This is a genomic window from Morganella psychrotolerans, assembly GCF_965118875.1.
GTDB classification, from domain to species: domain Bacteria; phylum Pseudomonadota; class Gammaproteobacteria; order Enterobacterales; family Enterobacteriaceae; genus Morganella; species Morganella psychrotolerans_C.
The window spans coordinates 337,488-362,190 of the sequence record NZ_CBCPJD010000004.1 but is presented as its reverse complement, the minus strand read 5'-3'; the positions used below and the strand labels follow the sequence as shown (position 1 = coordinate 362,190).

The 24,703-nt window shown below is 49.6% G+C and carries 21 protein-coding genes and 3 tRNA genes; 16 read left to right on the top strand and 8 right to left on the bottom strand.

The features are described from left to right. Positions 1 to 21: 21 nt before the first annotated feature. Positions 22 to 339 carry an iron donor protein CyaY gene (cyaY, locus tag ACMHKJ_RS06995; RefSeq protein ID WP_413492738.1) on the bottom strand — a complete coding sequence of 106 codons (318 nt, stop codon included), beginning with the start codon at positions 337 to 339 and terminating at the stop codon, positions 22 to 24. A gap of 79 nt (positions 340 to 418) precedes the next feature. On the opposite strand from cyaY, the gene lptM reads away from it, so the two are divergent. The 7 genes from lptM to corA all read left to right on the top strand — a co-directional run bounded on the left by lptM (position 419) and on the right by corA (position 7,188). Beyond that, complete coding sequence (gene lptM / locus ACMHKJ_RS06990) at positions 419 to 607, top strand: LPS translocon maturation chaperone LptM (protein ID WP_413492737.1); 189 nt, start codon at positions 419 to 421, stop codon at positions 605 to 607. 61 nt (positions 608 to 668) lie between these two features. Next, the gene (gene dapF / locus ACMHKJ_RS06985; protein ID WP_413492736.1) at positions 669 to 1,493 is read left to right on the top strand and encodes a diaminopimelate epimerase; all 825 of its coding nucleotides are present in this window, start codon (positions 669 to 671) and stop codon (positions 1,491 to 1,493) included. 24 nt (positions 1,494 to 1,517) lie between these two features. Continuing rightward, positions 1,518 to 2,234 carry a DUF484 family protein gene (locus ACMHKJ_RS06980; RefSeq protein ID WP_413492735.1) on the top strand — a complete coding sequence of 239 codons (717 nt, stop codon included), beginning with the start codon at positions 1,518 to 1,520 and terminating at the stop codon, positions 2,232 to 2,234. Beyond that, the gene (gene xerC, locus ACMHKJ_RS06975; protein ID WP_413492734.1) at positions 2,231 to 3,148 is read left to right on the top strand and encodes a tyrosine recombinase XerC; all 918 of its coding nucleotides are present in this window, start codon (positions 2,231 to 2,233) and stop codon (positions 3,146 to 3,148) included. Before ACMHKJ_RS06980 ends, xerC begins: the two co-directional genes overlap by 4 nt. Continuing rightward, the gene (gene yigB / locus ACMHKJ_RS06970) at positions 3,148 to 3,864 is read left to right on the top strand and encodes a 5-amino-6-(5-phospho-D-ribitylamino)uracil phosphatase YigB (RefSeq protein WP_413492733.1); all 717 of its coding nucleotides are present in this window, start codon (positions 3,148 to 3,150) and stop codon (positions 3,862 to 3,864) included. The genes xerC and yigB overlap by 1 nt, the downstream gene beginning before the upstream one ends. A 97-nt stretch (positions 3,865 to 3,961) precedes the next feature. After that, positions 3,962 to 6,124: a DNA helicase II gene (gene uvrD, locus ACMHKJ_RS06965; protein ID WP_461435645.1), complete on the top strand. Its 2,163-nt coding sequence runs from the start codon at positions 3,962 to 3,964 to the stop codon at positions 6,122 to 6,124. Between the two features lie 113 nt (positions 6,125 to 6,237). Continuing rightward, complete coding sequence (gene corA / locus ACMHKJ_RS06960) at positions 6,238 to 7,188, top strand: magnesium/cobalt transporter CorA (RefSeq protein WP_413492731.1); 951 nt, start codon at positions 6,238 to 6,240, stop codon at positions 7,186 to 7,188. Between the two features lie 7 nt (positions 7,189 to 7,195). Here corA and ACMHKJ_RS06955 read toward each other — a convergent pair whose 3' ends face one another. Further along, the gene (locus ACMHKJ_RS06955; protein WP_413492730.1) at positions 7,196 to 7,705 is read right to left on the bottom strand and encodes a DedA family protein; all 510 of its coding nucleotides are present in this window, start codon (positions 7,703 to 7,705) and stop codon (positions 7,196 to 7,198) included. Positions 7,706 to 7,777: 72 nt separating this feature from the next. After that, positions 7,778 to 8,674: an EamA family transporter RarD gene (gene rarD, locus ACMHKJ_RS06950; protein ID WP_413492729.1), complete on the bottom strand. Its 897-nt coding sequence runs from the start codon at positions 8,672 to 8,674 to the stop codon at positions 7,778 to 7,780. Between the two features lie 348 nt (positions 8,675 to 9,022). Here rarD and recQ point away from each other — a divergent pair, with 348 nt between their 5' ends. From recQ to yigL, 3 genes are read left to right on the top strand one after another with little or no spacing between them, the layout of a single operon-like run. Then, complete coding sequence (gene recQ / locus ACMHKJ_RS06945; RefSeq protein ID WP_413492728.1) at positions 9,023 to 10,849, top strand: ATP-dependent DNA helicase RecQ; 1,827 nt, start codon at positions 9,023 to 9,025, stop codon at positions 10,847 to 10,849. Positions 10,850 to 10,860: 11 nt separating this feature from the next. Continuing rightward, on the top strand, positions 10,861 to 11,862 hold the full coding sequence (pldB, locus tag ACMHKJ_RS06940; RefSeq protein WP_413492727.1) for a lysophospholipase L2: 1,002 nt from the start codon (positions 10,861 to 10,863) through the stop codon (positions 11,860 to 11,862). 22 nt (positions 11,863 to 11,884) lie between these two features. Next, entirely contained in the window at positions 11,885 to 12,691 is an 807-nt protein-coding gene (gene yigL, locus ACMHKJ_RS06935) for a sugar/pyridoxal phosphate phosphatase YigL (RefSeq protein ID WP_413492726.1), read from the top strand. A 136-nt stretch (positions 12,692 to 12,827) separates the two neighbouring features. On the opposite strand, the gene ACMHKJ_RS06930 is transcribed toward yigL, so the two are convergent. Further along, positions 12,828 to 14,129: an SLC5/6 family protein gene (locus ACMHKJ_RS06930; RefSeq protein WP_413492725.1), complete on the bottom strand. Its 1,302-nt coding sequence runs from the start codon at positions 14,127 to 14,129 to the stop codon at positions 12,828 to 12,830. 895 nt (positions 14,130 to 15,024) lie between these two features. Here ACMHKJ_RS06930 and ACMHKJ_RS06925 point away from each other — a divergent pair. Next, on the top strand, positions 15,025 to 15,576 hold the full coding sequence (locus tag ACMHKJ_RS06925) for a hypothetical protein (protein WP_413492724.1): 552 nt from the start codon (positions 15,025 to 15,027) through the stop codon (positions 15,574 to 15,576). Between the two features lie 177 nt (positions 15,577 to 15,753). Further along, positions 15,754 to 15,927 carry a DUF3761 domain-containing protein gene (locus ACMHKJ_RS06920; RefSeq protein ID WP_413492723.1) on the top strand — a complete coding sequence of 58 codons (174 nt, stop codon included), beginning with the start codon at positions 15,754 to 15,756 and terminating at the stop codon, positions 15,925 to 15,927. Positions 15,928 to 15,967: 40 nt separating this feature from the next. Here ACMHKJ_RS06920 and mscM read toward each other — a convergent pair whose 3' ends face one another. The 3 genes from mscM to rsgA all read right to left on the bottom strand — a co-directional run bounded on the left by mscM (position 15,968) and on the right by rsgA (position 21,414). After that, on the bottom strand, positions 15,968 to 19,327 hold the full coding sequence (gene mscM / locus ACMHKJ_RS06915) for a miniconductance mechanosensitive channel MscM (RefSeq protein ID WP_413492722.1): 3,360 nt from the start codon (positions 19,325 to 19,327) through the stop codon (positions 15,968 to 15,970). A 12-nt stretch (positions 19,328 to 19,339) separates the two neighbouring features. After that, positions 19,340 to 20,272 carry an archaetidylserine decarboxylase gene (asd, locus tag ACMHKJ_RS06910; protein WP_413492765.1) on the bottom strand — a complete coding sequence of 311 codons (933 nt, stop codon included), beginning with the start codon at positions 20,270 to 20,272 and terminating at the stop codon, positions 19,340 to 19,342. A gap of 92 nt (positions 20,273 to 20,364) precedes the next feature. Continuing rightward, positions 20,365 to 21,414 (bottom strand): small ribosomal subunit biogenesis GTPase RsgA, encoded by a 1,050-nt coding sequence (gene rsgA, locus ACMHKJ_RS06905; protein WP_413492721.1) that lies wholly within the window; start codon positions 21,412 to 21,414, stop codon positions 20,365 to 20,367. 304 nt (positions 21,415 to 21,718) lie between these two features. On the opposite strand from rsgA, the gene orn reads away from it, so the two are divergent. The 4 genes from orn (at position 21,719) to ACMHKJ_RS06885 (ending at position 22,797) form a co-directional block, all read left to right on the top strand. Then, positions 21,719 to 22,276, top strand: a complete 558-nt coding sequence (gene orn, locus ACMHKJ_RS06900) for an oligoribonuclease (protein WP_413492720.1) — start codon at positions 21,719 to 21,721, stop codon at positions 22,274 to 22,276. A gap of 225 nt (positions 22,277 to 22,501) precedes the next feature. After that, positions 22,502 to 22,577, top strand: a tRNA-Gly gene (locus tag ACMHKJ_RS06895). Between the two features lie 36 nt (positions 22,578 to 22,613). Next, positions 22,614 to 22,689: transfer RNA gene (locus ACMHKJ_RS06890), tRNA-Gly, on the top strand. 32 nt (positions 22,690 to 22,721) lie between these two features. Further along, a tRNA-Gly gene (locus ACMHKJ_RS06885) sits at positions 22,722 to 22,797 on the top strand. Positions 22,798 to 23,525: 728 nt separating this feature from the next. Here ACMHKJ_RS06885 and queG read toward each other — a convergent pair. Next, positions 23,526 to 24,683 carry a tRNA epoxyqueuosine(34) reductase QueG gene (gene queG, locus ACMHKJ_RS06880; RefSeq protein WP_413492719.1) on the bottom strand — a complete coding sequence of 386 codons (1,158 nt, stop codon included), beginning with the start codon at positions 24,681 to 24,683 and terminating at the stop codon, positions 23,526 to 23,528. Positions 24,684 to 24,703 lie beyond the last annotated feature (20 nt).

Sequence of the window (24,703 nt, the reverse complement as noted above, 5' to 3'; positions counted from 1 at the left end):
AGTCTGTCATGCCTGAGGGTGTCAGAAGCTGAATGCTTCACTACTCTGTTCGCTGACCGCCTCTGACAGCATGGTAAAAAACTCCCCGCCGCTGCGATCACAAATCCATTTATCTGATTTCAGACTAAAGTGATAGCCGCCGTTACGGGCTGCCAGCCAGATCTGATGAAATGCTTCCTGCCGGTTAATAATAATTTTTGAGCCATTTTCAAAGCTCAGAGTCATTACGCCGCCATTGGTTTCGCAGTCAATATCAGCGTCGCCATCGTAATTATCTAATTTATCTTCAATATTCTGCATCAGAACATCGGCTGTCTGGTGAAATTCTGTATCGTTCATCGTCATTTCCTATTTGCTTTTCGACATCTAACTGCGATTATAGAGGGTATTGACCGATGATTAACAGGCATGACTATAAATGAAGAAAAAAATGATCTGTGCGGCATCCGCTGTGATGCTGCTGACCTTGTCCGGCTGTGGACTGAAAGGCCCGCTTTACTTCCCGCCGGCAGAGCCTGCCGCGGCGAAAAGTGCCCCTGCGGATAACGCAGATGTACCGCCGGCTGTACAAAAGAATAAAGCGGCTGAAACCGGCAGCACGAAATAACAGTGACCGGACAGCCACCGGATAATTTCCCCGGTTACTGACGCATACACAGGATCTGAACATGCAGTTCACCAAAATGCACGGTCTGGGCAATGATTTTATGGTGGTGGATGCCATCACCCAGAATATCTATTTTTCACCGGAGCTTATCTGCCGCCTGGCAGACCGGCACACCGGCGTTGGTTTTGATCAACTGCTGGTGGTTGAAGCACCTTATGATCCGGAACTGGATTTTCACTACCGTATTTTTAATGCAGACGGCAGCGAAGTTGCCCAGTGCGGTAACGGCGCGCGCTGTTTCGCCCGGTTTGTCCGCCTGAAAGGGTTGAGTAATAAACGGGATATCCGGGTCAGCACACAGTCAGGGCGGATGGTGCTCAGTCTTACGGATGATGACAATGTCCGGGTGAATATGGGCATACCGGAGTTTGATCCTGCACTGGTGCCGTTCCGGGCGGTGAAAGAAGAAAAAACCTATATTATCCGCGCAGCAGAGCGCACGGTTTTGTGTGGCGTGGTATCCATGGGCAATCCGCACTGTGTTATCCAGGTGGAAAATACAGAGGTAGCGGAAGTGGATGTGATAGGCCCTGTGCTGGAAAGCCACGAGCGTTTTCCGGAGCGGGTGAATATCGGATTTATGCAGATACTCGCGCCCGATCACCTGCGTCTGCGGGTTTATGAGCGCGGTGTGGGTGAAACACGGGCCTGCGGAAGCGGTGCCTGTGCGGCAGTGGCTGTCGGTATCCGTCAGGGATTACTGTCGGACAATGTCCGGGTTGATTTGCCGGGCGGACGCCTGTTTATCAGTTGGGAAGGCGAGGGAAAACCGCTGTTTATGACCGGTCCCGCCACCCATGTATTTGATGGTGTTATCCATCTTTAAATGTCATAAAGAGGATGAATATCGATGGACAGTCTACAGGATACGGCTGCCACGCAGGCTGAACGTCTGTGTGAACCGGATGATGCCGCCGTTCTCGCTTACCTGAAAGCACACCCGGATTTCTTTATCCGCAATGCCTCACAGATTGCAGAAATGACTATCCCGCATCCGGTAAAAGGAGCGGTTTCTTTGGTTGAATGGCAACTGGGGCGTCAGCGTAACCGGATTGATACTCTGACGGATGACCTGGCTCAGCTGATGATGGCGGCCGGGGAAAATGAACAACTGTTCTCGCGTCTTCTCAAACTACTGGCTTCTCTTTCTGCTGCCACATCACTTGATGATTTTTCCGACCGTCTGAATATCTGGGCAAAGAGTCTGAAACTCAGTCATGCGCGGATCCGTCTGTTTTCAGATTGCTGGCGTCTGGGTGCGCCGTTCCGTAATCAGGAACTGGCACTGTCCCGCTCACATTTTGAAACGATGCGACTTTCCCGCTTTGGTGATCGCAACCACTTTCTCGGTCGTCTGACCGCACCTGAAATTCAGCTGCTGCTGCCGGACAGTGCATTTGTCGGTTCAGCGGCGGTATCCCTGCTCGGCGCACAACATGATCTCGGTGTGGTGGTATTCGTCAGCCGTGATAAAGAGCATTACCATAACGGTATGGGAACGGCGATGCTGGATCAGGTTGCGTATTTTCTGCCGCAATTGCTGCAACGCTGGGCAGAACTGGCATGACCGGCACACCAACAGAACAATTGCTTGTACCCGTGGAGCAGTTTTTGCAATATCTGCGGGTTGAGCGCCGGTTAAGTCCGGTGACTATCACAAACTACCGGCGGCAGCTCACGACACTTGCCGGGATGATGATCAGCAGCAAAATCACAGACTGGGCGCAACTCGAACCGGCAACCGTCCGGATGCTGGCGGCAAAAAGCCGCCGCACAGGTTTACAGCCGGCAAGTCTGGCCCTGCGCCTCTCTTCCCTGCGCTCATTTCTGGACTGGCGGGTTAGTTGCGGTGAGATGTCCGCGAACCCCGCAAAAGCCGTCAGCGCCCCGAAACAGGGGCGTCATCTGCCGAAAAATATGGATGTCGATGATATCACCCGCCTGATGGATATAGAAAGCAATGATCCGCTGACCGTACGTGACCGTACCATGCTGGAAGTGATGTACGGTGCGGGATTGCGACTGTCTGAGCTGGTCGGGCTGAATACAGGTGATATCGACCTGGCAGGTGGTGAGGTGCGGGTGCTGGGGAAAGGCAGTAAAGAGCGCAAAGTCCCGCTCGGGCGGATGGCTGTCAGTTGCCTGGAGCGCTGGCTGGAATTGCGCGAATTGTATGACCCGGACTCCACGGCAATATTTATCTCCACCAAAAGCGGCAAACGGATTTCCGGACGCAATGTGCAGAAACGTTTTGAATACTGGGGTATGCATCAGGGGCTGAACAGCCATCTTAATCCGCATAAACTGCGTCATTCATTTGCGACACATATTCTGGAATCGAGCGGCGACCTGCGCGCGGTACAGGAATTGCTGGGGCACGCGAATCTGTCCACCACACAAATTTATACCCATCTGGACTTTCAGCATCTTGCTAATGTGTATGATGTTGCACATCCGCGCGCCAAACGAGGAAAACCCTGATGCGTTTTTACCGCCCCCTTTTACCTGTCCGCGCCATGACCTTTGATCTTGACGATACGCTGTATGATAATCGTCCGGTGATGGATAAAACGGAAGAGGCAGTAATTGCATTTATTCGTCAGTATGACCCGCGTTTCAGTGAGTTACCTGCGGATTATATTACTGTCTTCCGTAACCGGGTACGCCGGCAGCATCCGGATATTTATCATGATGTCAGCCGCTGGCGTATGCTCTCCTGGCGCTCCTTCTTTCTGCATTACGGCTATACCGCTGCACTGGCACAGACCGGTACGGATGCTGTTATGGATCATTTTGCACAGTGGCGCAGCCGTATTGATATACCGCAATCCACTCATGACACCCTCGCTTTGCTGGCTGAAAAAATTCCGCTGGCGGCGATCACCAACGGTAACATGGAGCCGGAAAAGTGCGGACTGGCGGACTATTTCACCTTTATCCTCAGAGCCGGTGCTGACGGACGCTCAAAACCCTTCTGTGATATGTATCAGACTGCCGCAGAGCGTCTGATGCTACCGCCCGCCAATATCCTGCATGTCGGTGATAATCTGAATACGGATGTGGAAGGCGCACTGCGCAGCGGAATGCAGACCTGCTGGATAAATCTTGACGGACGCGATGTTTATCATGATGCCGAAACCCGCCTTTTACCGCATATTGAAATTACACAGTTGGATTCTTTAGTCGGACTGTTATAATTTTATCTGTATAAAAAAACAGTCCTCTCGGGCATAACACAGCCGGGGAGGCGCTCTTTCTCTTGCGGCGACAGCCGAACAACCATTGATGGAAATTATGGACGTCTCTTATCTGCTTGAAGGCCTGAATGATAAACAGCGTGATGCGGTGGCAGCACCCCGCTCAAACATGCTGATTCTGGCGGGGGCCGGGTCCGGAAAAACCCGGGTACTGGTTCACCGTATCGCCTGGCTGATGGCGGTGGAGAACGCATCTCCTTTTTCCATTATGTCGGTCACGTTTACCAACAAGGCGGCGGCAGAGATGCGCCACCGTGTTGAGGGATTGGTCGGTACCAGCGAGGGTGGCATGTGGATTGGTACGTTCCACGGCCTGGCGCATCGCTTGTTACGGGCGCACCATCTTGACGCCGGGCTGCCGCAGGATTTTCAGATCCTCGACAGCGACGACCAGATCCGCCTGATCCGCCGCCTGATAAAAGCCATGAATCTCGATGAAAAACAGTGGCCGGCCAAACAAGGCTCCTGGTACATCAACGGGAAAAAAGACGAAGGTCTTCGTCCGCAACATATTGAAAGTTATGGTAATCCGATAGAAGCTACCTGGCTGAAGGTTTATCAGGCTTATCAGGAGGCGTGTGATCGTGCCGGGTTGGTGGATTTTGCCGAATTACTGCTGCGCGCCCACGAATTGTGGCTGAATAAACCGGTCATTTTGCAGCACTACCGTGACCGTTTTACCAATATTCTGGTGGATGAGTTCCAGGACACCAATAGTATTCAGTATGCCTGGATCAGAATGCTGGCGGGCGATACCGGCAAAGTGATGATTGTCGGGGATGATGATCAGTCAATCTATGGCTGGCGCGGGGCGCAGGTTGAAAACATTCAGCACTTCCTCAACGATTTCCCGGGAGCGACCACTATCCGCCTGGAGCAGAATTACCGCTCCACTAATAATATCCTGAAAGCAGCGAATGCTCTGATTTCTCACAATAGTGACCGGCTGGGGAAAAATCTCTGGACGGAGGGCGAAGATGGCGAGCTGATTTCACTTTACTGTGCGTTTAATGATCTGGATGAAGCCCGTTATGTGGTGAGCCGGATCAAACAGTGGCATGAAAACGGCGGAGCACTGGCAGATTGCGCAATTTTGTACCGCAGTAATGCCCAGTCCCGTCAGCAGGAGGAGGCGCTGTTACAGGCGGCAATGCCGTACCGCATATACGGCGGTCAGCGCTTTTTTGAACGCCAGGAAATCAAAGATGCTCTTGCGTATCTGCGCCTGATGTCCAATCGCCATGATGATGCGGCTTTTGAGCGCGTGGTGAATACGCCGACCCGTGGTATCGGCGACCGCACACTGGATGTGGTACGCCAGACCGCCCGTGAGCGGCAGCTTACTCTCTGGGACAGCTGTGGTGCCCTGCTGGAAGAGCGGGCGCTGGCAGGTCGTGCAGCATCCGCACTGGGACGTTTTATTGAGCTGATTAACCTGCTGGCACAGGAAACGGATGGGCTGCCGCTGCATGTGCAGACTGACCGTGTGATCCGCGATTCCGGTCTGCGTGCGCATTATGAGCAGGAAAAAGGCGAAAAGGCCCAGGCGCGTATCGAAAACTTAGAAGAGCTGGTGACAGCAACCAATCAGTTCAGTTATCAGGATGCTGATGAAGGAATGACACCGCTTCAGGCATTCTTGTCTCACGCGGCGCTGGAGTCCGGCGAAAGCCAGGCAGATGCTTATCAGGACGCGGTTCAGCTGATGACACTGCATTCGGCAAAAGGGCTGGAGTTCCCGCAGGTCTTTATCGTCGGTGTCGAAGAGGGCATGTTCCCGGGCATGATGTCGATGGAAGAGAGCGGGCGTCTGGAAGAAGAGCGGCGTCTCGCGTATGTCGGCGTGACGCGTGCCATGAAGAAACTGACCCTGACGTATGCGGAAACCCGCCGTCTGTACGGCAAAGAAGTGTATCACCGCCCGTCACGGTTTATCGGCGAATTGCCGCCGGAATGTGTGGAAGAGGTGCGCCTGCGTGCCACAGTTTCCCGTCCGGTAAATCATCAGCGGCTCGGTACGCCAATCACCACGAATGACAGCGGTTATACTCTCGGACAACGTGTCCGCCATGATAAGTTCGGTGAAGGTACCATCATCAATATGGAAGGCAGCGGCGAGCACAGCCGCCTGCAAATTGCGTTTCAGGGCGAGGGGATCAAATGGCTGGTCGCCTCTTATGCAAAACTCGTAAAACCCTGATTACCGGCAGAGAAGCGGTGTCAATTCGCGAATAAGCGGTTGACACCCTTTTTCATCTGCGCATACCATGCGCACACTTTTTCTTTTCCCGATGCTCCCGGAGGCCACACACTATGCTGAGCGCATTTAGAGTTGATAATAAGCGTTTACACCGTCTTGATTTAGAAGAGGGTGATACCCTTGCTGATGCGCTGTGGGTGGATGTTTCCGAACCGGAAGAGAGCGAACGTGCCTTTATCCAGGCACAGTTAAACCAGGAGCTGGCGACCAGCCCGGAGCTGGATGATATCGAAGCCTCCGCCCGTTTCTTTGAAGATGATGACGGTCTGCATGTTCACTCCTTTTTCTATTACGAGGATGCGGACGATCACGCCGGAAACTCCACTGTGGCATTTACCCTGCGCGACGGGCGTTTATATACCCTGCGGGAACGTGAACTGCCGGCGTTTCGTCTTTACCGTATGCGCGCCCGCAAGCAAACCATGCTGGACGGCAACGGATATGAAATTCTGCTGGATTTGTTTGAAACCAAAATCGAGCAGCTCGCAGATGTGATTGAAAATATCTACAGTGAACTGGAATCCCTCAGCCGCGCCATTATGAAAGGCAAGCAGGATGACGCGTTTGATAAGGCGTTGTCTAATCTGGCAGAGCAGGAAGATATCGGCTGGAAAGTGCGTTTGTGTCTGATGGATACACAGCGCGCACTGAACTTTTTAGTCCGCCGCACACGTCTGCCGGTTAATCAGCTGGAGCAGGCGCGCGAGATTCTGCGCGATATTGAATCCCTGCTGCCGCACAATGAATCGCTCTTTCAGAAGGTAAACTTCCTGATGCAGGCGGCGATGGGCTTTATGAATATTGAGCAAAGCCGCATCATCAAAATTTTCTCCGTGGTATCAGTGGTATTCCTGCCGCCGACACTGGTTGCTTCCAGCTACGGGATGAACTTTAAGTTTATGCCTGAACTGGACTGGTCGATGGGCTATCCGGCGGCTATCGGGATTATGTTTGTGGCAGCACTCGCACCGTATCTCTATTTCAAACGCAAAAACTGGCTGTAAGCGGATATCAGAAGAAGGTAAATGATATGCCCTTTGCAATCAGCATATAAAGGGCAGTCCAGACCCCGGCGGAGAGCAGGCAGGTAAACAGCACCCGCGTGTGGGAAAAACGCAGTAATCCGGCCGCCATCGGGATCAGATAGCGCAGTACGGCAATAAATCGTGACGTGAATAAAATAACCAATCCACTGTTTTGTAAGCGATTTTGTGCTTTCCCGAGCGCGACATGATATTTCGCCATCAGACCGGGGAAATAGTTACGGGTGATGATAATTCTGCCGAGATAGTATGAAAGCAGTGAGCCACCGGTGGCGCCCAGAGTGATGACCAGCCAGATAATCACAACCGGAACGACAGGAAATGCCAGTGTGACGACCGTCATCAGCATCACGGACGCGGGCGGCAATACTGAAGACAAAATGATGGTCGATTTGCTCAGCGCGATAAAAAACAGGATTAATAACAGCCAGACAGGATGGCTGTGCAATATCGCCAGATGACTATGTATCCATTCCATGAGCCTGCCTCCCCGGATTTTACTGATTGGCGCACCAAACCATACTAACAGGTATCAGCGCGGCATAATAAATTACGCTTTTTTGTAGCGGTGCCGCTGGGTATAGAGTGCATCCAGTGTGAAAACAATCAGACCCGCCCAGATAAAGGCAAATGTGATTAACCGCTCTGTTGAAATCGCCTCACCGTATACCATTGTTGCCAGAACAAACATCAGTGTCGGCCCGATATACTGGAAAAAGCCCAGCGTAGAGAGGCGCAGATGATTAGCTGCTTCTGTAAACAGCAGCAGTGGCACGGTCGTGATAATACCGGCGGCAATCAGCAGCAGGTTCAGTGTCAGCGGATTGAGCGTCATATTGCTGGTGGCGCTGTCAGTGAAGAAAAGCAGATAAACACAGGCTACCGGCAGCAGCCACAGAGTTTCAATCAGCATACCGCCTTGTGCATCCACGCCCAGTTTTTTACGCAGCAAACCATACACACCGAATGTCATTGCCAGGCTCAGCCCGATGACCGGCACCGTACCGAACTGCCAGAGCTGGATAAGCACGCCGGTGCAGGCCAGAGAAACAGCAAACCATTGCAGACGACGGAAGCGTTCGCCCAGGAAAAGCATCCCGAACAGCACGTTGACCAGTGGATTAATAAAGTATCCCAGGCTGGCTTCCAGCATATGATCATGGTTCACCGCCCAGATATAAATCAGCCAGTTCGACGCAATGGTACAGGCGGTAACCGCGAGTATCAGCAGTTTTTTCGGCTGACTCAAAATCAGGCGGATGCGCGGCCACTGGCGTGACACCGTGATAAGCAGGATCATAAAGAAGAATGACCAGATTATCCTGTGTGTCAGGATCTCATCTGCGGGGACTTCTTTGATCATTTTGAAATAAACCGGGGCTATTCCCCAGATAAAGTAAGCGCCGAGAGCACAAAGGACGCCTTTTACTGTCTGTTGCTGGCTCATGATAGTCCAAGTCTGAATAAAAAAGAGAGAAAACGGCCTTTTGGGATGATTACATTTGTATTGAAATTAGATTGTTATCATATAATTAATCACGTAACTAATTATAAGTAAAGTGTGATCATCTGCGGAATATTTCACCGGTCAAAGAGACGTTAAAAAGATGTGAAAGTTTAACGTGCATCACAAAAATACACCAGCAGGGACGCAGAAAAAAGATTCGGTGCAGATCGAATATCTGTTCCGGATGTGCGGATACTCTGTTATCTGATGTCAATCTGAGCTAGCATAGGAACATCTTTTCACCGGCAGAATGCATTGCCAGGATTTCTACTTCACCTGAGGAGCTGCGTGTCTACCGCTGAAGTTATCAACACCCTGCCCGATGCTGACGCTCTCCTGCGCCAGGTCTTTGGTTATCAGCAATTCCGTGCCGGTCAGTCCGATATTATCGCGACCATTACCGCCGGACGGGATTGCCTGGTTGTAATGCCGACGGGCGGAGGTAAATCACTCTGTTATCAGATACCTGCACTGATGTTGCCGGGGCTGACAGTAGTAATTTCTCCTCTTATCTCCCTGATGAAAGATCAGGTTGATCAACTGCGCCTGCTCGGCGTGGAAGCCGGATATCTGAACTCAGCGCAGACACCACAGCAGCAGCAACAGGTCATCGAAGGTTGTCAGAGCAACCGTATCCGGATGCTTTATGTGGCGCCGGAACGCCTGCGGATGGGCAGTTTTCTTCAGCAGTTACAGCGCTGGCAGCCATCACTTCTGGCGGTGGATGAAGCCCACTGTATCTCACAATGGGGGCATGATTTCCGCCCTGAATACAGCGCTATCGGCGAACTTCGCCAGTATCTGCCTGATTTACCGATCATTGCACTGACCGCCACGGCGGATGACACCACGCGCACGGATATCAGCGCGCGTCTGCGGCTCAATGACCCGCTTATCCACATCAGCAGCTTTGACCGCCCGAATATCCGCTACACGCTGGTGGAAAAATACAAACCCTTTGATCAGCTCTGGATGTTTGTCCGGGGTCAGAAAGGTCAGTGCGGTATTATTTACTGTAACAGCCGCAATAAAGTCGAAGATGTTGCTGCGCGCCTGCAAAAGCGAGGGCTGAGTGTTGCGGCGTATCATGCCGGACTGGAGAATTCACAGCGCGAATCGGTTCAGGATGCATTTCTTAAAGACAACTTACAGGTTGTTGTTGCGACCGTCGCGTTCGGAATGGGAATTAATAAATCCAACGTCCGGTTTGTGGTGCACTTTGATATCCCGCGCAATATTGAATCTTATTATCAGGAAACTGGTCGTGCCGGACGTGACGGCGTCAGCGCCGAAGCGGTTCTGTTTTATGACCCTGCTGATATGGCATGGCTGCGCCGCTGTCTGGATGAAAAACCGGCCGGTCCGCAAAAAGATATCGAACAGCACAAGCTGAATGCGATGGGCGCGTTTGCGCAGGCACAAACCTGCCGCCGTCTGGTGCTGCTGAACTATTTCGGCGAAAACCGCCAGACGGCCTGCGGTAACTGTGATATCTGCCTTGATCCGCCAAAACAGTATGACGGATTGCTTGAAGCACAGCAGGCGCTTTCCTGTATTTACCGTGTCGGGCAGCGCTTCGGACTGGGGTATATTGTGGATGTGTTGCGCGGCTCGAATAACCAGCGGATCCGCGAATACGGGCACGATAAGCTTTCTGTTTACGGGATAGGCAAAGACAAAAGTCAGGAACATTGGGTCAGTGTTCTGCGCCAGATGATACATTTAGGGCTGATAACGCAAAACATTGCTAATTATTCTGCATTACAATTAACTGAATCCGCCCGTCCGGTTCTGCGGAGCGAATTGCCGCTGCAACTGGCGGTTCCGCGAATTCAGAATGTAAAACCCCGGCAGACAGCGCGCACCTACGGCGGCAATTATGATAAAAAGCTGTTTGCTAAACTGCGTAAGCTGCGCAAATCCATTGCAGATGAAGATAATATTCCGCCATTTGTGGTCTTCAATGATGCCACGTTAATTGAGATGGCGGAGCAGTGCCCTGTCAAAGCACATGATTTACTCTTGATAAATGGTGTCGGAGAGCGGAAACTGGAACGATTCGGCAATGCGTTTATGGCCCTGATCCGGGAGCATCTTACCGGAACCGATGACTAAAGGAGTACTCTATGCTGTCACCGGATAGCCTGAAAGCAGCCTGGCTGGAACGCGAGGCGCAATACTCTGCCTTTGTGAACGGCCCGTTACTTGATTTCTGGAACCAGCGGGATGAGCGTACTTTTCAGGGCGCGGACGATATCACTATCCGCTATGTGCAGTTTACCCGTCCCGCACACACTAAAGTGCTGGTTATCAGCTCCGGCCGGGGCGAAAGTTACGTTAAATATCCGGAAGTATTATACGATTTTTTTCATCAGGGCTTTGATGTCTTCATTATGGATCACCGCGGGCAGGGGCTTTCCGGGCGGATGCTGGATGATCCGCAAAAAGGCCATGTTGAACGTTTCACTGACTATATTGATGATTTTTCCGCTTTTACCAATATCGCCCTGGCAACAAAACCTTATACCCGCCGTTATGCACTGGCGCACTCGATGGGCAGTGCAATATTGAGCGGATATCTGTTACGCGAGCCGGATATATTCCGTGCTGCGGTATTATGTGCCCCGATGTTCGGCATTAAATTACCGATGCCGATGTGGCTGGCAAATATGATTGTGAACCGGGCCGACAACCGGCCTTCGGAACGCAATGAGTATGCGGTATCAACCGGAAGGTGGCAGCCGTTGCCGTTTTTAATCAACGTGCTGACTCACAGTTACCCGCGATACCGGCGTTACCTGCGTTGTTATGCTGACTATCCGGCTTTGCGTCTCGGCGGACCCACGTATCACTGGCTACGCGAGAGCATTGATGTCGGACAGCAGATAATTGCGCGGGCGGGAGAGATAACCACTCCGCTGATGGTGCTGATGGCATCAGAAGATAAAGTGGTCGACAATCGGGAGCTGTTGGCTTTCTGCGAAAACCGCCGGAAAGCCCGGACAGGAAAAGAAGAAGAACAATTGCCCCTGACTTTTGAGGGCGCATATCACGAAATCCTGTTTGAAGAGGATGCATTGCGTGCAGTTGCACTCAATGCAATTTGCCAATTTTTTGAGCGACACTAACCCAATCCAGGAAATCTTGAATATGTATCATGTAGTTGCTTCGGATTTAGACGGAACACTGTTATCACCTGCACACAGTTTAACCCCTTACACAAAGGAAACGCTTCGTCTCCTGACTATCAACAGCGGCATTAATTTTATTTTTGCCACGGGTCGCCATCATATTGATGTGGCGCAGATCCGTGATTCTCTCGGCATTGATGCCTTTATGATAACCTCCAACGGCGCACGTGTTCATAACACGAAAGGCGAGCTGGTTTTCAGTCATGATGTTGACCCTGATGTGGTGCGCGAGCTGTGCCTGATGGAGTTCGATAACCCGGATATTCTGACAAACTATTATCGTGGTGATAACTGGTTTATCAACCGCGAAAGTCCTGAACAGAAAGAGTTTTTTCAGGAATCCGTGTTTATGTACGAATTATTCGACCGGCATGATTTTCCGGTCGATCAGGTCTGTAAAGTTTACTTCACCTGTGATGATCATGAAAAACTCGTGGCGCTGGAAGCCAAAATCCGCGTGCGTTTCGGTAACCGGGTGAATGTCAGTTTCTCTTTGCGCAGCTGTCTGGAAGTGATGGCGGGCGGCGTATCCAAAGGAGAAGCACTTCAGCAGGTAGCAGAGTCTCTGGGCAAAAAACTGGATGACTGTATTGCATTCGGTGACGGCATGAATGACCGGGAAATGCTGGAGATGGCAGGAAAAGGCTGCATTATGGCCGGCGCACATCAGCGTCTGAAAGATATTCTGCCGGAGATGGAAGTTATCGGATCGAATGCCGATGATGCTGTCGCACATTATCTGCGTCGTTTATATCCGCAATCATAATTTATCTATACCCAACGTCATTCAAGATGCAGCCAACGAACCTGCAGTTTGAATGAATAAGGGTATAAACATAAAACCGCTGACGCAGAATATGCCTCAGCGGTTTTTTATTGTCTGTGATAATTAAATCGTGTTATCAGGAGAATGCCAGGAAAGGTGATATGCATAACAGGATGCCGGTAAATATAATCAGATAAAGCGATGTACCTTTATATTTATGCAACATCGGTACTTTATAGACTAAATAGGCAGGAATAAGGCAACCGACCATCCCGAAAATCGGGCTGCATATTGAAGTGAAGCGCAATACCGGCGCATTGAGAATAATAGCTCCCCATGCGAGCAGTACCGCAAATAACATAATACCGTTTTTCACCCAATTCTCATTGATACGATCAGCCGGCATCATACGTTGCAAAATATTCATCACAATACCTTGTGTCGCTTCACGAAAGCCAAGGTAAACCCCGAAGAATGCGGTCATTACGGCGAAAATATTCAGCATGACACTCACGACAGTTACCCAGCCGCCGGGAAAGAATTTAGCCGCAATCGCCAGCGCAGAAATATTTTGCTCGTAGGCTTTAACGGCTTCTTCATGACCCATTGCCAGAGTAAATGACACGGCATAGAAAAAGACGGTGCAGAACAGAATGATAAAGGCGATATTCATTGCCCGCAGTGCTTTATAACGCGCAACTTCGCGGTTAACGTTCTGGCTGCGGAATGAAATCACCATCGGACTGAGTGTCTGAATAAACAGAATAGATGTCAGTGTGAACGGCAGTGTAATAATCGCTTCTTTAATTAACCGTCCTGCCGGTGGTAATGCGCCAATATTATACAGATACCACATTCCGATCATTGAAATACCGAGTGCGGCGACAACAAAGAGCTTTGTCAGAACCATAAAACTGGAGAGTTTAAATAATAATTTTTCACCACGGGAGGATATCGCAACTAAAATACAAATCAGTACCAGTCCATACCACGGGCTGTCTGATAATAACCCTTCCGTGACACCAAATGTCTGAAAATACGATGCACTGTCATTAGTGATGGCGGTAGAATAAACAAACATCCAGATAACCAGCATGATGAAGTACAGCGCACCTAATAAAATGCCCCAATTCTTACCCAAATAACCGGTAATAACACTCGGGTAGTCTTTACACTCAGGTGATTCTGCCAGTGTATTAATAAACAAACGCTGGAACAGGTACATCGCCGGATAACCAATAACGGAAGAAAGCAGGAAAACCCATAATCCCATCAAACCAACCTGAACCGGTAAAAATACAATTCCCGCTCCGATAGCCATACCAATACTCATTATTACCCAACCAGCATCGGTGTCATCAAATTTAATTGCTGCCTGCCATTGTTCGTCCGTCATTCCTGCACTCGCTGGTGCTGAATTAGTCATATTTATCGCCATAAGTAACACCTTCAATATTTAAATCGTAATCAATGTTTTTTTAAAATAAATGCGATTTAAACAACTTATTATACCCAACGTCATTCAGGATGCAGGCAGGCGGCAAGTTCCGCCCTTCGGGGAGCATAATAAACTATGTGACCCGGCGGGCTGAGCGTAGCCAACGAACCTGCGGTTTGAATGAATAAGGGTATATTTAATAACTTTTTTATTATCAGCAGGCTTTTTATACCTACTATCATAGTGGATATATAAGAGAAAAAATAATGCTTTCTGAGGGCCGCGGGATGGGGTGATATAGAAAAAAATTCTCTTTTAAGGGCAATGCATCGGAAAAAACTCTATTTAGCACAGAAAATAAAAACCAGAGGTATTGTTAGTTTATGAATTTAAGGTAAGAGGTTATTTTGTAAGGTAAAAAATAAAAATCTACTTTCATGGGTGATACTAATATTTATACTATAAAGCCCTTTATTTTGTGTGGACTATCACACTGTAAATGATAATGACTATTAGGTAGGGTGATTATATCGAATGTTACGTGTAGGTAGGCTGTTTTTGGATGAATATACGTTATCTCTTTGGGTGGATATTCACTTCACAGAAAAAAGAGACCGTTATTTATTCCTATAGTATCTGGTAACGTATTCTGGTATATAAACGCGATCATTAAAATACTGTCTGCTTTAAATATCAAAGCCGTACATACCCGCTGACTTATTAACAGTACATAACGGGTAGCGTGAATCATTATAACGATAACCAACGTCATTCAGGATGCAGGCAGGCGGCAAGGGAAGACTGACCTGATCTGGCGGGCGTCGTTCCGCCAACGAACCTGCAGTTTGAATGAATACGGGTATATATGAATTTTAATCAATAATCAGGGCTGTATATGTATAAAAAACGCAATATTATATTTGCTGTGTCAGGTGTTATGTTACTTCTGCTTGCCGGTTGTGATAATGAAGACACTAAATCTAAAGATACCGCGTCTGTTTCAACTTCAGTACAGAGCGGGAACTGGCAGATAAAACCAGGAAAACTATCTTCTGCTAATACTGACGATATTAAGGCAGATTTGGCATTATTAAATCCGGTAATTAATAAATCAAACAGTGAGAACAGTCGTTTATTAGCTGAGATAAACAAGGTGAAAAATGACCCCGAAAAAGTAAAAGAGATATTACTTAAAAATTTTGAAAATCAGTCTGCGATTGAAGGTGAAATTATGGGACTGACTTTCAAAAGCGGAGAAGTACAGGAAATCCGCACACAGATAATCAGCAATATCATGCTGGCAAAAAGAATGTATGACGCTATCGGAAAACCTGATTTTGATCTCACAAAACCCGGTGATGAATTTAAGAAATTAAGTGCGCAGTCATTTCAGATGCAGCAACAGATTGGTATGGCGCTGGATAAACTGAATCAGGAATATCCATAGTCTTCTCTGTTTGGTCAGTACGTACCGTTATTTGTGATGATTGTCGTGAGATTTGACAAAATACTCAGGTACATTGAGTAAACAGGTCAGCCACCGATAATGGTTGACCTGACAAAAATAATAATATGAGAAAGAGTGATTCGGTATTATTAATGTGTAGAAGTCAGGAAATGTCAGATGAAAAAAATACTATTTTTTATATGTTTGGTTTTTTCATTTAATTCTCTTGCGTATATTACAAACGACCCGGATGACCCTAATATAAAGGCCGTGTGCAGAGACGGCTCTTATTCAACATCGACAGGGCGTGGTACCTGCTCTCATCATGGTGGTGTGGATCATTATTTATAAGCGATAAAAAAGCCGGTGATTACCGGCTTTCTCCGTTAAATCACAACCCGCCAGACTTTCTCATCGGATTACGGCCGGAGAGATTTTTGGTGCCGCTGCGCAGAATATTGCCCACCATATCCACGCGTGCTTCAAATGGCGGGAATGGCAGAATAATATTATTTTCCGCGAAGCTGCGCAGGATGCTCTGATGGATCTCATGGCGCGCCGGTAAGCGGTGCCCCATTTCTGCAGCATAGGCCCGCAGTTCAAAGATTTGAATCCCTTGTTGCAAATCAACCAGATAGGCTTCCGGCGTGGGGGTGTCGAGGATCATCGGAGAGTCCTGAGCTGCCATCAGAAGCAGAATGGTCACCTGTTCCGGATTTGCCTCAGCAGGCACCGGAATGGTCAGAACAATACGGGTAACTGTGTCAGAGAGCGACCAGTTGATAAACTGCTCGGTGATAAAGGCTTTGTTCGGCACGATTATCTCTTTGCGATCCCAGTCGGTCAGGGTGGTCGCGCGCGTGTTTATCCGCGTGATGCTGCCGGTCAGGTCACGGATAGTGACGGTATCACCGATACGGATCGGTTTTTCAAACAGGATCATCAGGCCGGACACGATATTGGCGAAGATCTCCTGTAGCCCGAAGCCCAGCCCGACCCCCATTGCAGTCACAAACCACTGCATTTTCGACCATTCGATCCCGATCAGGGAGAAGCCGACAATTCCGCCGATCAGAGTGATGGTGTATTTGGTCAGCGTGGTAATGGCATAACCGGTGCCGGGTGTCAGATCCAGATGCTGTAACAGAGCCAGTTCCAGAAGTGCCGGCAGGTTGCGTACTAACTGAGTGGTGATAATAATCACCAGTATGGCGACAAGGATTGATCCGAGCGTGATCGGCTGGAGAGTATCCACACCATTAATACTGCTGGTGACATCCCACAGCCGGATATTTTCCAGGAAGGAGAAAGCGGTATGCAATTCTGACCACAGCAGAATACAGGAGACAAGCGCTATCATCGTCAGTATTGAGCGGACTAACCCGACCGACTGCGCACTGATGGTATCAAGGTCAATTACCTGTTCTTCAATATCTATCACACCTTCGGCACTGTTGGCATTACTGTTTACATTGCTGTCATCATCACTTTTGGCGCGCTGTGCCAAAATTTCCGCACGGCGCTGTTTGGCGCGCTCAAAGGCAATACGACGGCGCTGGATAAGCATCCACCGGGTGATAATATTGTATACAACCAATAACATAAACCAGATCGCAACAGAGGTTTCCAGGCGTCCGAGCAGTGCCTGCGAGGTTGCAAGATAACCCAGAAGTGCCGCCAGTGCCGCTGCTACCGGAGCCAGCAGGAGCAGCCACCACATCCCTTTGCTGATGACGTTATCACCACTGCCGTGGCGATCGAGATAAAGCGGGACTTCCGCCCTGCGCAGGCTGCTGGTGATGACAAATAGTGCCACACATAGCAGCAGGAAACAGAGACGTCCGAGTGTTGGTGCGAATTCGCGTTCATTGAAATGTTCAAATGTTGTCATTGCCATCATCAGCGGCACAATGACAAAAATAGAGAGCTGATAGAAGCGCATGACCCGTTTGACCCGCACTTCCGGCCAGCGGAACTGTGCGATAAACAAGCCGTTCGGACGGGCAAAAGTGGCACAGAACATAAAGAGCCAGAGAACCGGGGTGGTCGCACTTACGCCGTCGCCGATCGCTTTTGCTATCGGGTACTGCCAGGCATTTTGTAATCCGTAGCCTATAGCAGACCAGAGCACCGGCAGCGGCAGTGAAACCAGAACTGACCAGAACAGCGTGCGCAGTGTGATAGAAAACCGGTCGAGGGTCACTTTTCCGATACGCTGGCTGGTGCGGTCTAAAAATGCCTGATAGTGGCGACGGTAGTTCAGACCGACAAACGCCAGCAGCAGTGTGCTGATGATATAGAGCGCAATTTCCCTGTTCTGCCAGGAAAACATCGTTTTGAATGCACCGCCCAGTTGCGCCAGGGTATCCAGCGAGAGCAGTTTGGTCAGGCTTTGCAGTACTTCAATCGGATAATTAATGTAAACCGGTGTGGCATCCGCGACCCAGAACAGATAGCGGTGGGTCGCATCACGCACTTCAACCAGCACATCACTGAGCTGGCTGGTCGAGACTTTGAGTTTTGTCAGTTCAAGAATTTCGGTGTCGTAGCCGGAGAGCAGGGAGCTGAGCAGTTCTTTGCGGCTCTGAATCAGCTGATGATAAAGTTCAGCCTGGTTTTGCGGGAAAGAGGCTATCAGTGACGCATCCGTTTCAGTTTCGGCAGAAAGCGCATCGAGCATATTTTCATATTTCAGCCGCTCGACACGTAAGTCTGTAATGTCTTTATCCAGTTTCTGCTGCTTCGGCATTTCCGGCAGACGGCTCAGCTGTGCCCGCAGTGCTTCCCCGAGAGCGGTGGAGCCGTTGAGCCACTGCGCCTGTTCCCTGATTGTACCGAGGACCTGACGCACTTTCTGGATATCATTCGCCGCCTGGCGCTGCATATCACCAATCTCGCTCATGTGTGCGGCCTGATTATTCAGATCCTGCGAGAGTGTCCGGTTGGTTTCAATTTGCGACATCAGAAACTGCGGTAAATCCCCGGCCTGTTCTGCGAGCAGCTCAGTGCGCTCAAGTGCGAGTTCGGCTTTCTGCTGGCGTTTGCCATTCAGGACGTCGCGCAGTTGCTGAAGCTCAAGGTCAAGACGCTGATAGCGTTTGCGCAGTAATTCAAGGCGGATGCGGGTCAGTTCCTGGCGGTTATTTGCCGAAAGCTGTGCCAGTTCGAGTTCGTTGACGGTGGCTTTACGCGCCTGTACTTCTGCCAGTGCGAGCGTTGCCTGCGCTTCTGCAAGCGGTGTCAGCGGTATACTTAAACTTTGCTGGCGGCTGGCTGCTTCATTTAACTGGCGGCGGGCCTCTGACTGCTGCTGAGGCAAAAGGGTCAGTGAGTCACTGATTTCGCGGTTTTTATCTTGTTCCTGCTGTAATAATCGTCCCTGCTCCAGTAACTGTCCGCTGAGCTGAATAGATTGCTGCTCCAGCTCAGTGATGGGACGCGTGGTCAGAATTTTGGCAGGTGAATCACTTTCTTCCAGCAATTGCTGACGCAACTCTCTGACCAGTTTAGGAAAATTATCAATAGTGTCCTGGTAGCCCTGCGCTCTGCTGTCAGCGGCTTTACTGTCAGTCAGCCAGTTAAGGGTCGCCTGTAGCGCCTGTGCCATCTCAATATCTTTAGGATCTTTACTGCTTTCTATCCGTTTTAATTCCCGGCGGATTTGAGGTTCATCAATATCCGTTGCCGCGTAAACAGCAGTCAGCGGGGAAAGAAGAAAAACCGCCAGTAAAAATGAGATGATCAGGCGCACAGGGGAGAGTCCTCAGTTGGTCGCAGTGGCGTCCGGTTGTGAGTCAGCGACGGTTTCTTCCGGCGCGTGCGTTTCAGTGTCGGCGCTGATGCGGGTTGCCATCAGTTCACCCATACGGGTTGAGACCCCGTTTGCCAGTGTGCTGTTCAGTGTGACGGTATCAGCCGGAAACAGGTTGATTACCGTGGAGCCGAGTTTAAAGCGCCCCATTTCTTCCCCTTTCTTCAGATTAACCGCGCAGACACTGTCTTTGGCAGGATAAGTCCAGCGCTTGATAATGCCTTCACGCGGCGGCGTTACCATACCGCACCAGACGGTTTCCATACTGCCTACAATTGTTGCACCAACCAGAATTTGCACCATCGGACCGAAATCGGTATCAAACACACAAATCAGGCGCTCGTTACGGGCAAACAGGTTCGGTACATTTGCAGCCGTTAACGGGTTTACAGAGAACAGGTCGCCAGGCACATAAATCATTTCGCGCAGGTGTCCGTCACACGGCATGTGGACGCGGTGGTAGTCACGCGGTGATAAGTAAGTGGTTGCAAACTGCCCGTTACGGAACAGGTCAGCTAACTGCCAGTTACCCGCCAGCAGTGCTTCCAGCGAATAATTATGTTTTTTCGCCTGCAAAATCTGATCATCGCGGATAAGCCCGAGCTGGCTGATGGTTCCGTCAGCCGGCAGTGCCAGTGTATCGCTGCCTTTTACTACCGGGCGGACATCCTCTTTCAGCGTGCGGATAAAAAATTCGTTGAAGGTGCTGTAAGCGATAAATTCGCTCTCTTTCGCTTCATTCATATCCACTTTGTAGGCTTTGGCGAATGCTTTGATAACCAGTTGTGTCAGCCAGCCAAGTTTTTTATTGGCAAAACGCCCCGCCAGTTGAGTAAGCCACTGTTTAGGCAATAAATATTGTAATCTTATTTTAAGAGTATCCAGCACATCGACCTCTGGTATTGTTTATTATCAGCCGGTTTTTTCGGCGAAATCTGAACAAAAGGGGGCTATTGTACCTGTGCTTATTGCGCTTGTCAGTCTTCACCGACCGTAAAGTTACGGCGTGGTTTAACCTGAGCCATACTTTCCAGGATCCGGTGGTAATTTTCAAAGCGTTCTTTGCAGATTTTACCCTTTTCCACGGCATCCCGCAGGGCGCAGCCGGGATCATCCCCGTGTTTGCAGTCGCGGAATTTACAGTGACCCAGATATTCACGAAACTCGGTAAACCCGAGTGTGACCTGTTCCGGTGTCAGGTGCCACAGACCAAACTCACGCACGCCCGGAGAGTCAATCACATCCCCGCCATGCGGAAAATGATACAGCCGTGAGGCTGTTGTGGTGTGTTGCCCCAGCCCTGAGTTATCAGAAACGTCATTAACCAGAATGTCATCCATTTCAGGCAGTAACTTATTCAGTAAGCTGGATTTACCCACACCGGACTGCCCGGCGAAAATAGAAATTCGATCTGCCAGTTCGGCAACAAGCGCATCCATCCCTTCACCTGTGTAACCTGAGACTTCCAGAACCCGGTATCCGATATTACGATAGATGTTCATTAACTCATTGACCCGGACGCGGCTTTCGTTATCCAGAAGATCAATTTTATTCAGAACGATAAGCGGCTCGACACCCACTCTTTCGCAGGCAACCAGGTAGCGGTCAATGATATTGAGTGACAGCTCCGGTAAAATTGCGGAGACAATGACAATCTGATCAATATTCGCCGCAATGGGTTTAATACCGTCATAAAGGTCGGGGCGGGTCAGAACAGATTGGCGATCGTGTACGGCTTCAACAATACCGTTTACGCGTCCGGTTTCTGCATTTTTCAGCGCAGGGCGCCAAAGTACCCGGTCACCGGTCACCAGGGACTTGATGGTGCGTCGCATATTACAGCGCTGTACCGTGCCGTCAGCCGCTTCAATATCGGCGTGCTGACCAAACCGGCTGATAACCAACCCTTCCCGGGCATCACCGAACAGGCTGTCATCTGGTTCAGGTTTCCGTTCCCGGCGCAGTGTCCGCTGCTGATTCGCCTGAACACGCCGTTCCTGACCTTTGGAAAGTTTTTGTTTAGCCAACGAAACCTCGTCTGTCTGTACACTATAATAAATATGGAGGTCCGGTCTTTGTGCTGACTCGCAGACAGACCGGTAAACCGCTATGATACACCATTAATTTTATGCGTCATCCTTCAATCGGCAGGTCTGTTTCTGAAGGCAGCGCGGCATATACCCAACGTCATTCAAGATGCAGGAAGGCGGCAAGCTCCGACCGCCGGAGAGCATAGGTAAACTATGTGATCCGGCTGGCTGGCCATAGCCAACGAACCTGCGGTTTGAATGAATAATGGTATAAATCTATTGATAAACTATAGGACATAACATGGCTGTCAGTGAACAGAATAGCGAACAAAACCTTATCTGGATTGATCTGGAAATGACCGGGCTTGATCCTGAGCGCGACCGGATTATCGAAATCGCCACTATTGTCACGGACGCCAACCTGAATATTCTGGCAGAGGGACCTGTACTGGCGGTGCATCAGTCTGATGAGCAGTTAGCTTTAATGGATGAATGGAATGTCCGCACTCATAACGCAAGTGGATTGGTTAAGCGTGTGCGTGACAGTCATTTTTCAGATGCACTGGCGGAGCAGGCAACAATTGAATTCCTGGAAAAATGGATACCAAAGGGCGTTTCGCCTATTTGCGGAAACAGTGTAGGGCAGGATCGTCGTTTTTTATTCCGCTATATGCCGCTGCTGGAGCAGTATTTTCATTATCGTTATCTGGATGTCAGTACGCTGAAAGAGCTGGCCCGCCGCTGGAAACCTGAGGTTCTGGATGGCTTTACCAAGAAAAATACCCATCAGGCGCTGGATGATATCCGCGAGTCAATTGCTGAGCTTGCTTATTACCGCGATACGCTTATCCGGTTGTAAGTCCGGCAGAGTAATTTCGGGCTGTATGATTTCTGTCCGGTAAGCGTCTGGTGTTTGTTGTTTTGCGTATTTCATCGTGATTTTGCCGTTTTTATCGGCGGTTGAATAAAAAAATTCATTTTTTCGTGCCGGAGGGCTTGCCAGAAAATGAATTTTTCGTATAATGCGCTCCCCATACCGAGATAGATTTTACATCTGAACCGGTGTGGGCAAATTGCAAAATATGCGGGAATAGCTCAGTTGGTAGAGCACGACCTTGCCAAGGTCGGGGTCGCGAGTTCGAATCTCGTTTCCCGCTCCAATTTTGCAGATTGTCAGGTGGTATGCCGTTTTTGATGCGGGAATAGCTCAGTTGGTAGAGCACGACCTTGCCAAGGTCGGGGTCGCGAGTTCGAATCTCGTTTCCCGCTCCAAATTTTAGTTATCAGGTATACGCCGTTGTGATGCGGGAATAGCTCAGTTGGTAGAGCACGACCTTGCCAAGGTCGGGGTCGCGAGTTCGAATCTCGTTTCCCGCTCCAATCTCTTTTCTTCTTATATCGTTTTTCTCTTCTGCTCGTTTTCTGTAGTAAAAATACCATTGTCGTTTTTATTTTTTCTGTCTTTGTGAATGCCCGCCGCTTTTAGTTAAATTGTTGCCGGTATAAATAAGCATCTGTGCCCGCCGTTTGCGGAGAATAATCGCCTGTCATGGTCCATAATGGAATAATGTTGATTATTTAACCGGTTAAGCCGAGTTTTCTGAAAAAACCAGGTAAAACGCTTGCTAATCCGGGGCTGGCGAAATAAAATGTGCGCCCTCTCTGATGAAGGTCAGGCAGCGGATCATCGGTGGTGATTATTTAAACTCAAACAGATCGCCAACGGGACTTTCCGGTAGGTTTTCGGGTTAGTTTCTGGTTTATACCCTCTTTCAGGGGATAATTAAGGTAAACTGACAGATTATTTTTGTCCGCATGTTATTTTTTATCCATAATCAGATGCGCCACGTTATTAACATCCTGCGCGCTCAGTCACACTTTCCTGCACAGAGTTATCCACAGATCAGATTTTGGTGCCTATTCTTCTGAATACGGTAAAACTTCACATATCGCTTATTTAATTCATTGATATTTATATATTAATTTAATTTATGCTATTTGCGTGACAGCTCTCTTGCATTTTTTCTTCACGTTGATAGACAAGGTTTTTTTATATTATTCACAACTCATAGCATTGTGGATAACTTTTTCTGCTATAGGGGGCGGGTTCAGGCGTCGCGGGGTAAACCTTTAGAAATGGCACGAATAAGTCGTTTTTGTTGTGAAGTCTGTATTTCAATACCGGATTCATCTCTTTTCACATACTGACAGGCAACCGCCCAGTCAATATGCTCATCCAGCCAGTCTGTCAGCCCTTTTTTCTCTGTCAGGGCGATCACAATATTATCTTCATAAGGCGCATTGCCGAGTGCAACGCTGATATTTCTCAGCCAGCGCAGATACCCTATACGCCGTATCGCGGAGCCTTCCGTGATGCGTAGAAAGGTGGCTTCATCCCATGCAAAAAGTGTCAGTAACTCAGGCGTATGCAGCTGTTTACGCGGCGAAAAATCATCTTCATCAGTCAGTTGTGAGAAACGGTTCCATGGGCAGATAAGCTGGCAGTCGTCACAGCCGTAGATCCGGTTACCCATCAGCGGGCGGAATTCTTCCGGAATTGCGCCTTCCAGCTCGATAGTCAGATAGGAGATACAGCGGCGGGCATCAATAGTATAAGGCGCCACAATTGCCTGTGTCGGGCAGGTGGTCATACAGGCCACACAGCGCCCGCACTGCTCTTCAACCGGTTGATCAACAGGCAGAGGCAGGTTAATCAGAAGTTCTCCGAGAAAAAACCAGGAGCCGGCATCACGATTTAAAACAAGTGAGTGCTTACCAACCCAACCGAGTCCGGCCTTCGCTGCCAGCGGGCGTTCGAGTACCGGCGCAGAATCAACAAAGGGGCGGTAACTCAGGGAATGATTGAGTGCCAGAGCATCACAGTGTACCTGAATACGCTCACCAAGCTGTTTCAGTCTCAGACGTAGCAGCTTGTGATAGTCCCGCCCCAGAGCATACCGGCTGATGTAACCCAGTGAGGGGTTCTGCAGTGTGGCGGCAAATGCCGCTTTGGCAGGCAGATAGTTCATCCGCACACTGATAACACGCAACGTGCCGGGCAGTAATTCATGAGGCCGCGCGCGCATCATGCCGTGTCGTGCCATCCAGTCCATCTCTCCCTGATACCCGGCATCCAGCCACGCCTGCAATTTCGGCTCTTCGGCACTGAGGTCTGTATCACAGATACCTAACTGCTGAAAACCAAGTTCATTTCCCCACTGTTTTATCTGTGCGGCGAGGGCGTGTAAATCGGGGCTATTGGTCATGATGTGAGTACTTGCTTACT

What these genes read in the sequence shown, in the direction of transcription:
- yigB (WP_413492733.1), top strand. Translation starts at nt 3,148, where the DNA reads ATGCGTTTTTACCGCCCCCTTTTACCTGTCCGCGCCATGACCTTTGAT.
- dapF (WP_413492736.1), top strand. Translation starts at nt 669, where the DNA reads ATGCAGTTCACCAAAATGCACGGTCTGGGCAATGATTTTATGGTGGTG.
- pldB (WP_413492727.1), top strand. Translation starts at nt 10,861, where the DNA reads ATGCTGTCACCGGATAGCCTGAAAGCAGCCTGGCTGGAACGCGAGGCG.
- ACMHKJ_RS06930 (WP_413492725.1), bottom strand. Translation starts at nt 14,129, where the DNA reads ATGGCGATAAATATGACTAATTCAGCACCAGCGAGTGCAGGAATGACG.
- rarD (WP_413492729.1), bottom strand. Translation starts at nt 8,674, where the DNA reads ATGAGCCAGCAACAGACAGTAAAAGGCGTCCTTTGTGCTCTCGGCGCT.
- orn (WP_413492720.1), top strand. Translation starts at nt 21,719, where the DNA reads ATGGCTGTCAGTGAACAGAATAGCGAACAAAACCTTATCTGGATTGAT.
- ACMHKJ_RS06980 (WP_413492735.1), top strand. Translation starts at nt 1,518, where the DNA reads ATGGACAGTCTACAGGATACGGCTGCCACGCAGGCTGAACGTCTGTGT.
- ACMHKJ_RS06920 (WP_413492723.1), top strand. Translation starts at nt 15,754, where the DNA reads ATGAAAAAAATACTATTTTTTATATGTTTGGTTTTTTCATTTAATTCT.
- cyaY (WP_413492738.1), bottom strand. Translation starts at nt 339, where the DNA reads ATGAACGATACAGAATTTCACCAGACAGCCGATGTTCTGATGCAGAAT.
- yigL (WP_413492726.1), top strand. Translation starts at nt 11,885, where the DNA reads ATGTATCATGTAGTTGCTTCGGATTTAGACGGAACACTGTTATCACCT.
- xerC (WP_413492734.1), top strand. Translation starts at nt 2,231, where the DNA reads ATGACCGGCACACCAACAGAACAATTGCTTGTACCCGTGGAGCAGTTT.
- lptM (WP_413492737.1), top strand. Translation starts at nt 419, where the DNA reads ATGAAGAAAAAAATGATCTGTGCGGCATCCGCTGTGATGCTGCTGACC.
- ACMHKJ_RS06925 (WP_413492724.1), top strand. Translation starts at nt 15,025, where the DNA reads ATGTATAAAAAACGCAATATTATATTTGCTGTGTCAGGTGTTATGTTA.
- uvrD (WP_461435645.1), top strand. Translation starts at nt 3,962, where the DNA reads ATGGACGTCTCTTATCTGCTTGAAGGCCTGAATGATAAACAGCGTGAT.
- ACMHKJ_RS06955 (WP_413492730.1), bottom strand. Translation starts at nt 7,705, where the DNA reads ATGGAATGGATACATAGTCATCTGGCGATATTGCACAGCCATCCTGTC.
- queG (WP_413492719.1), bottom strand. Translation starts at nt 24,683, where the DNA reads ATGACCAATAGCCCCGATTTACACGCCCTCGCCGCACAGATAAAACAG.
- corA (WP_413492731.1), top strand. Translation starts at nt 6,238, where the DNA reads ATGCTGAGCGCATTTAGAGTTGATAATAAGCGTTTACACCGTCTTGAT.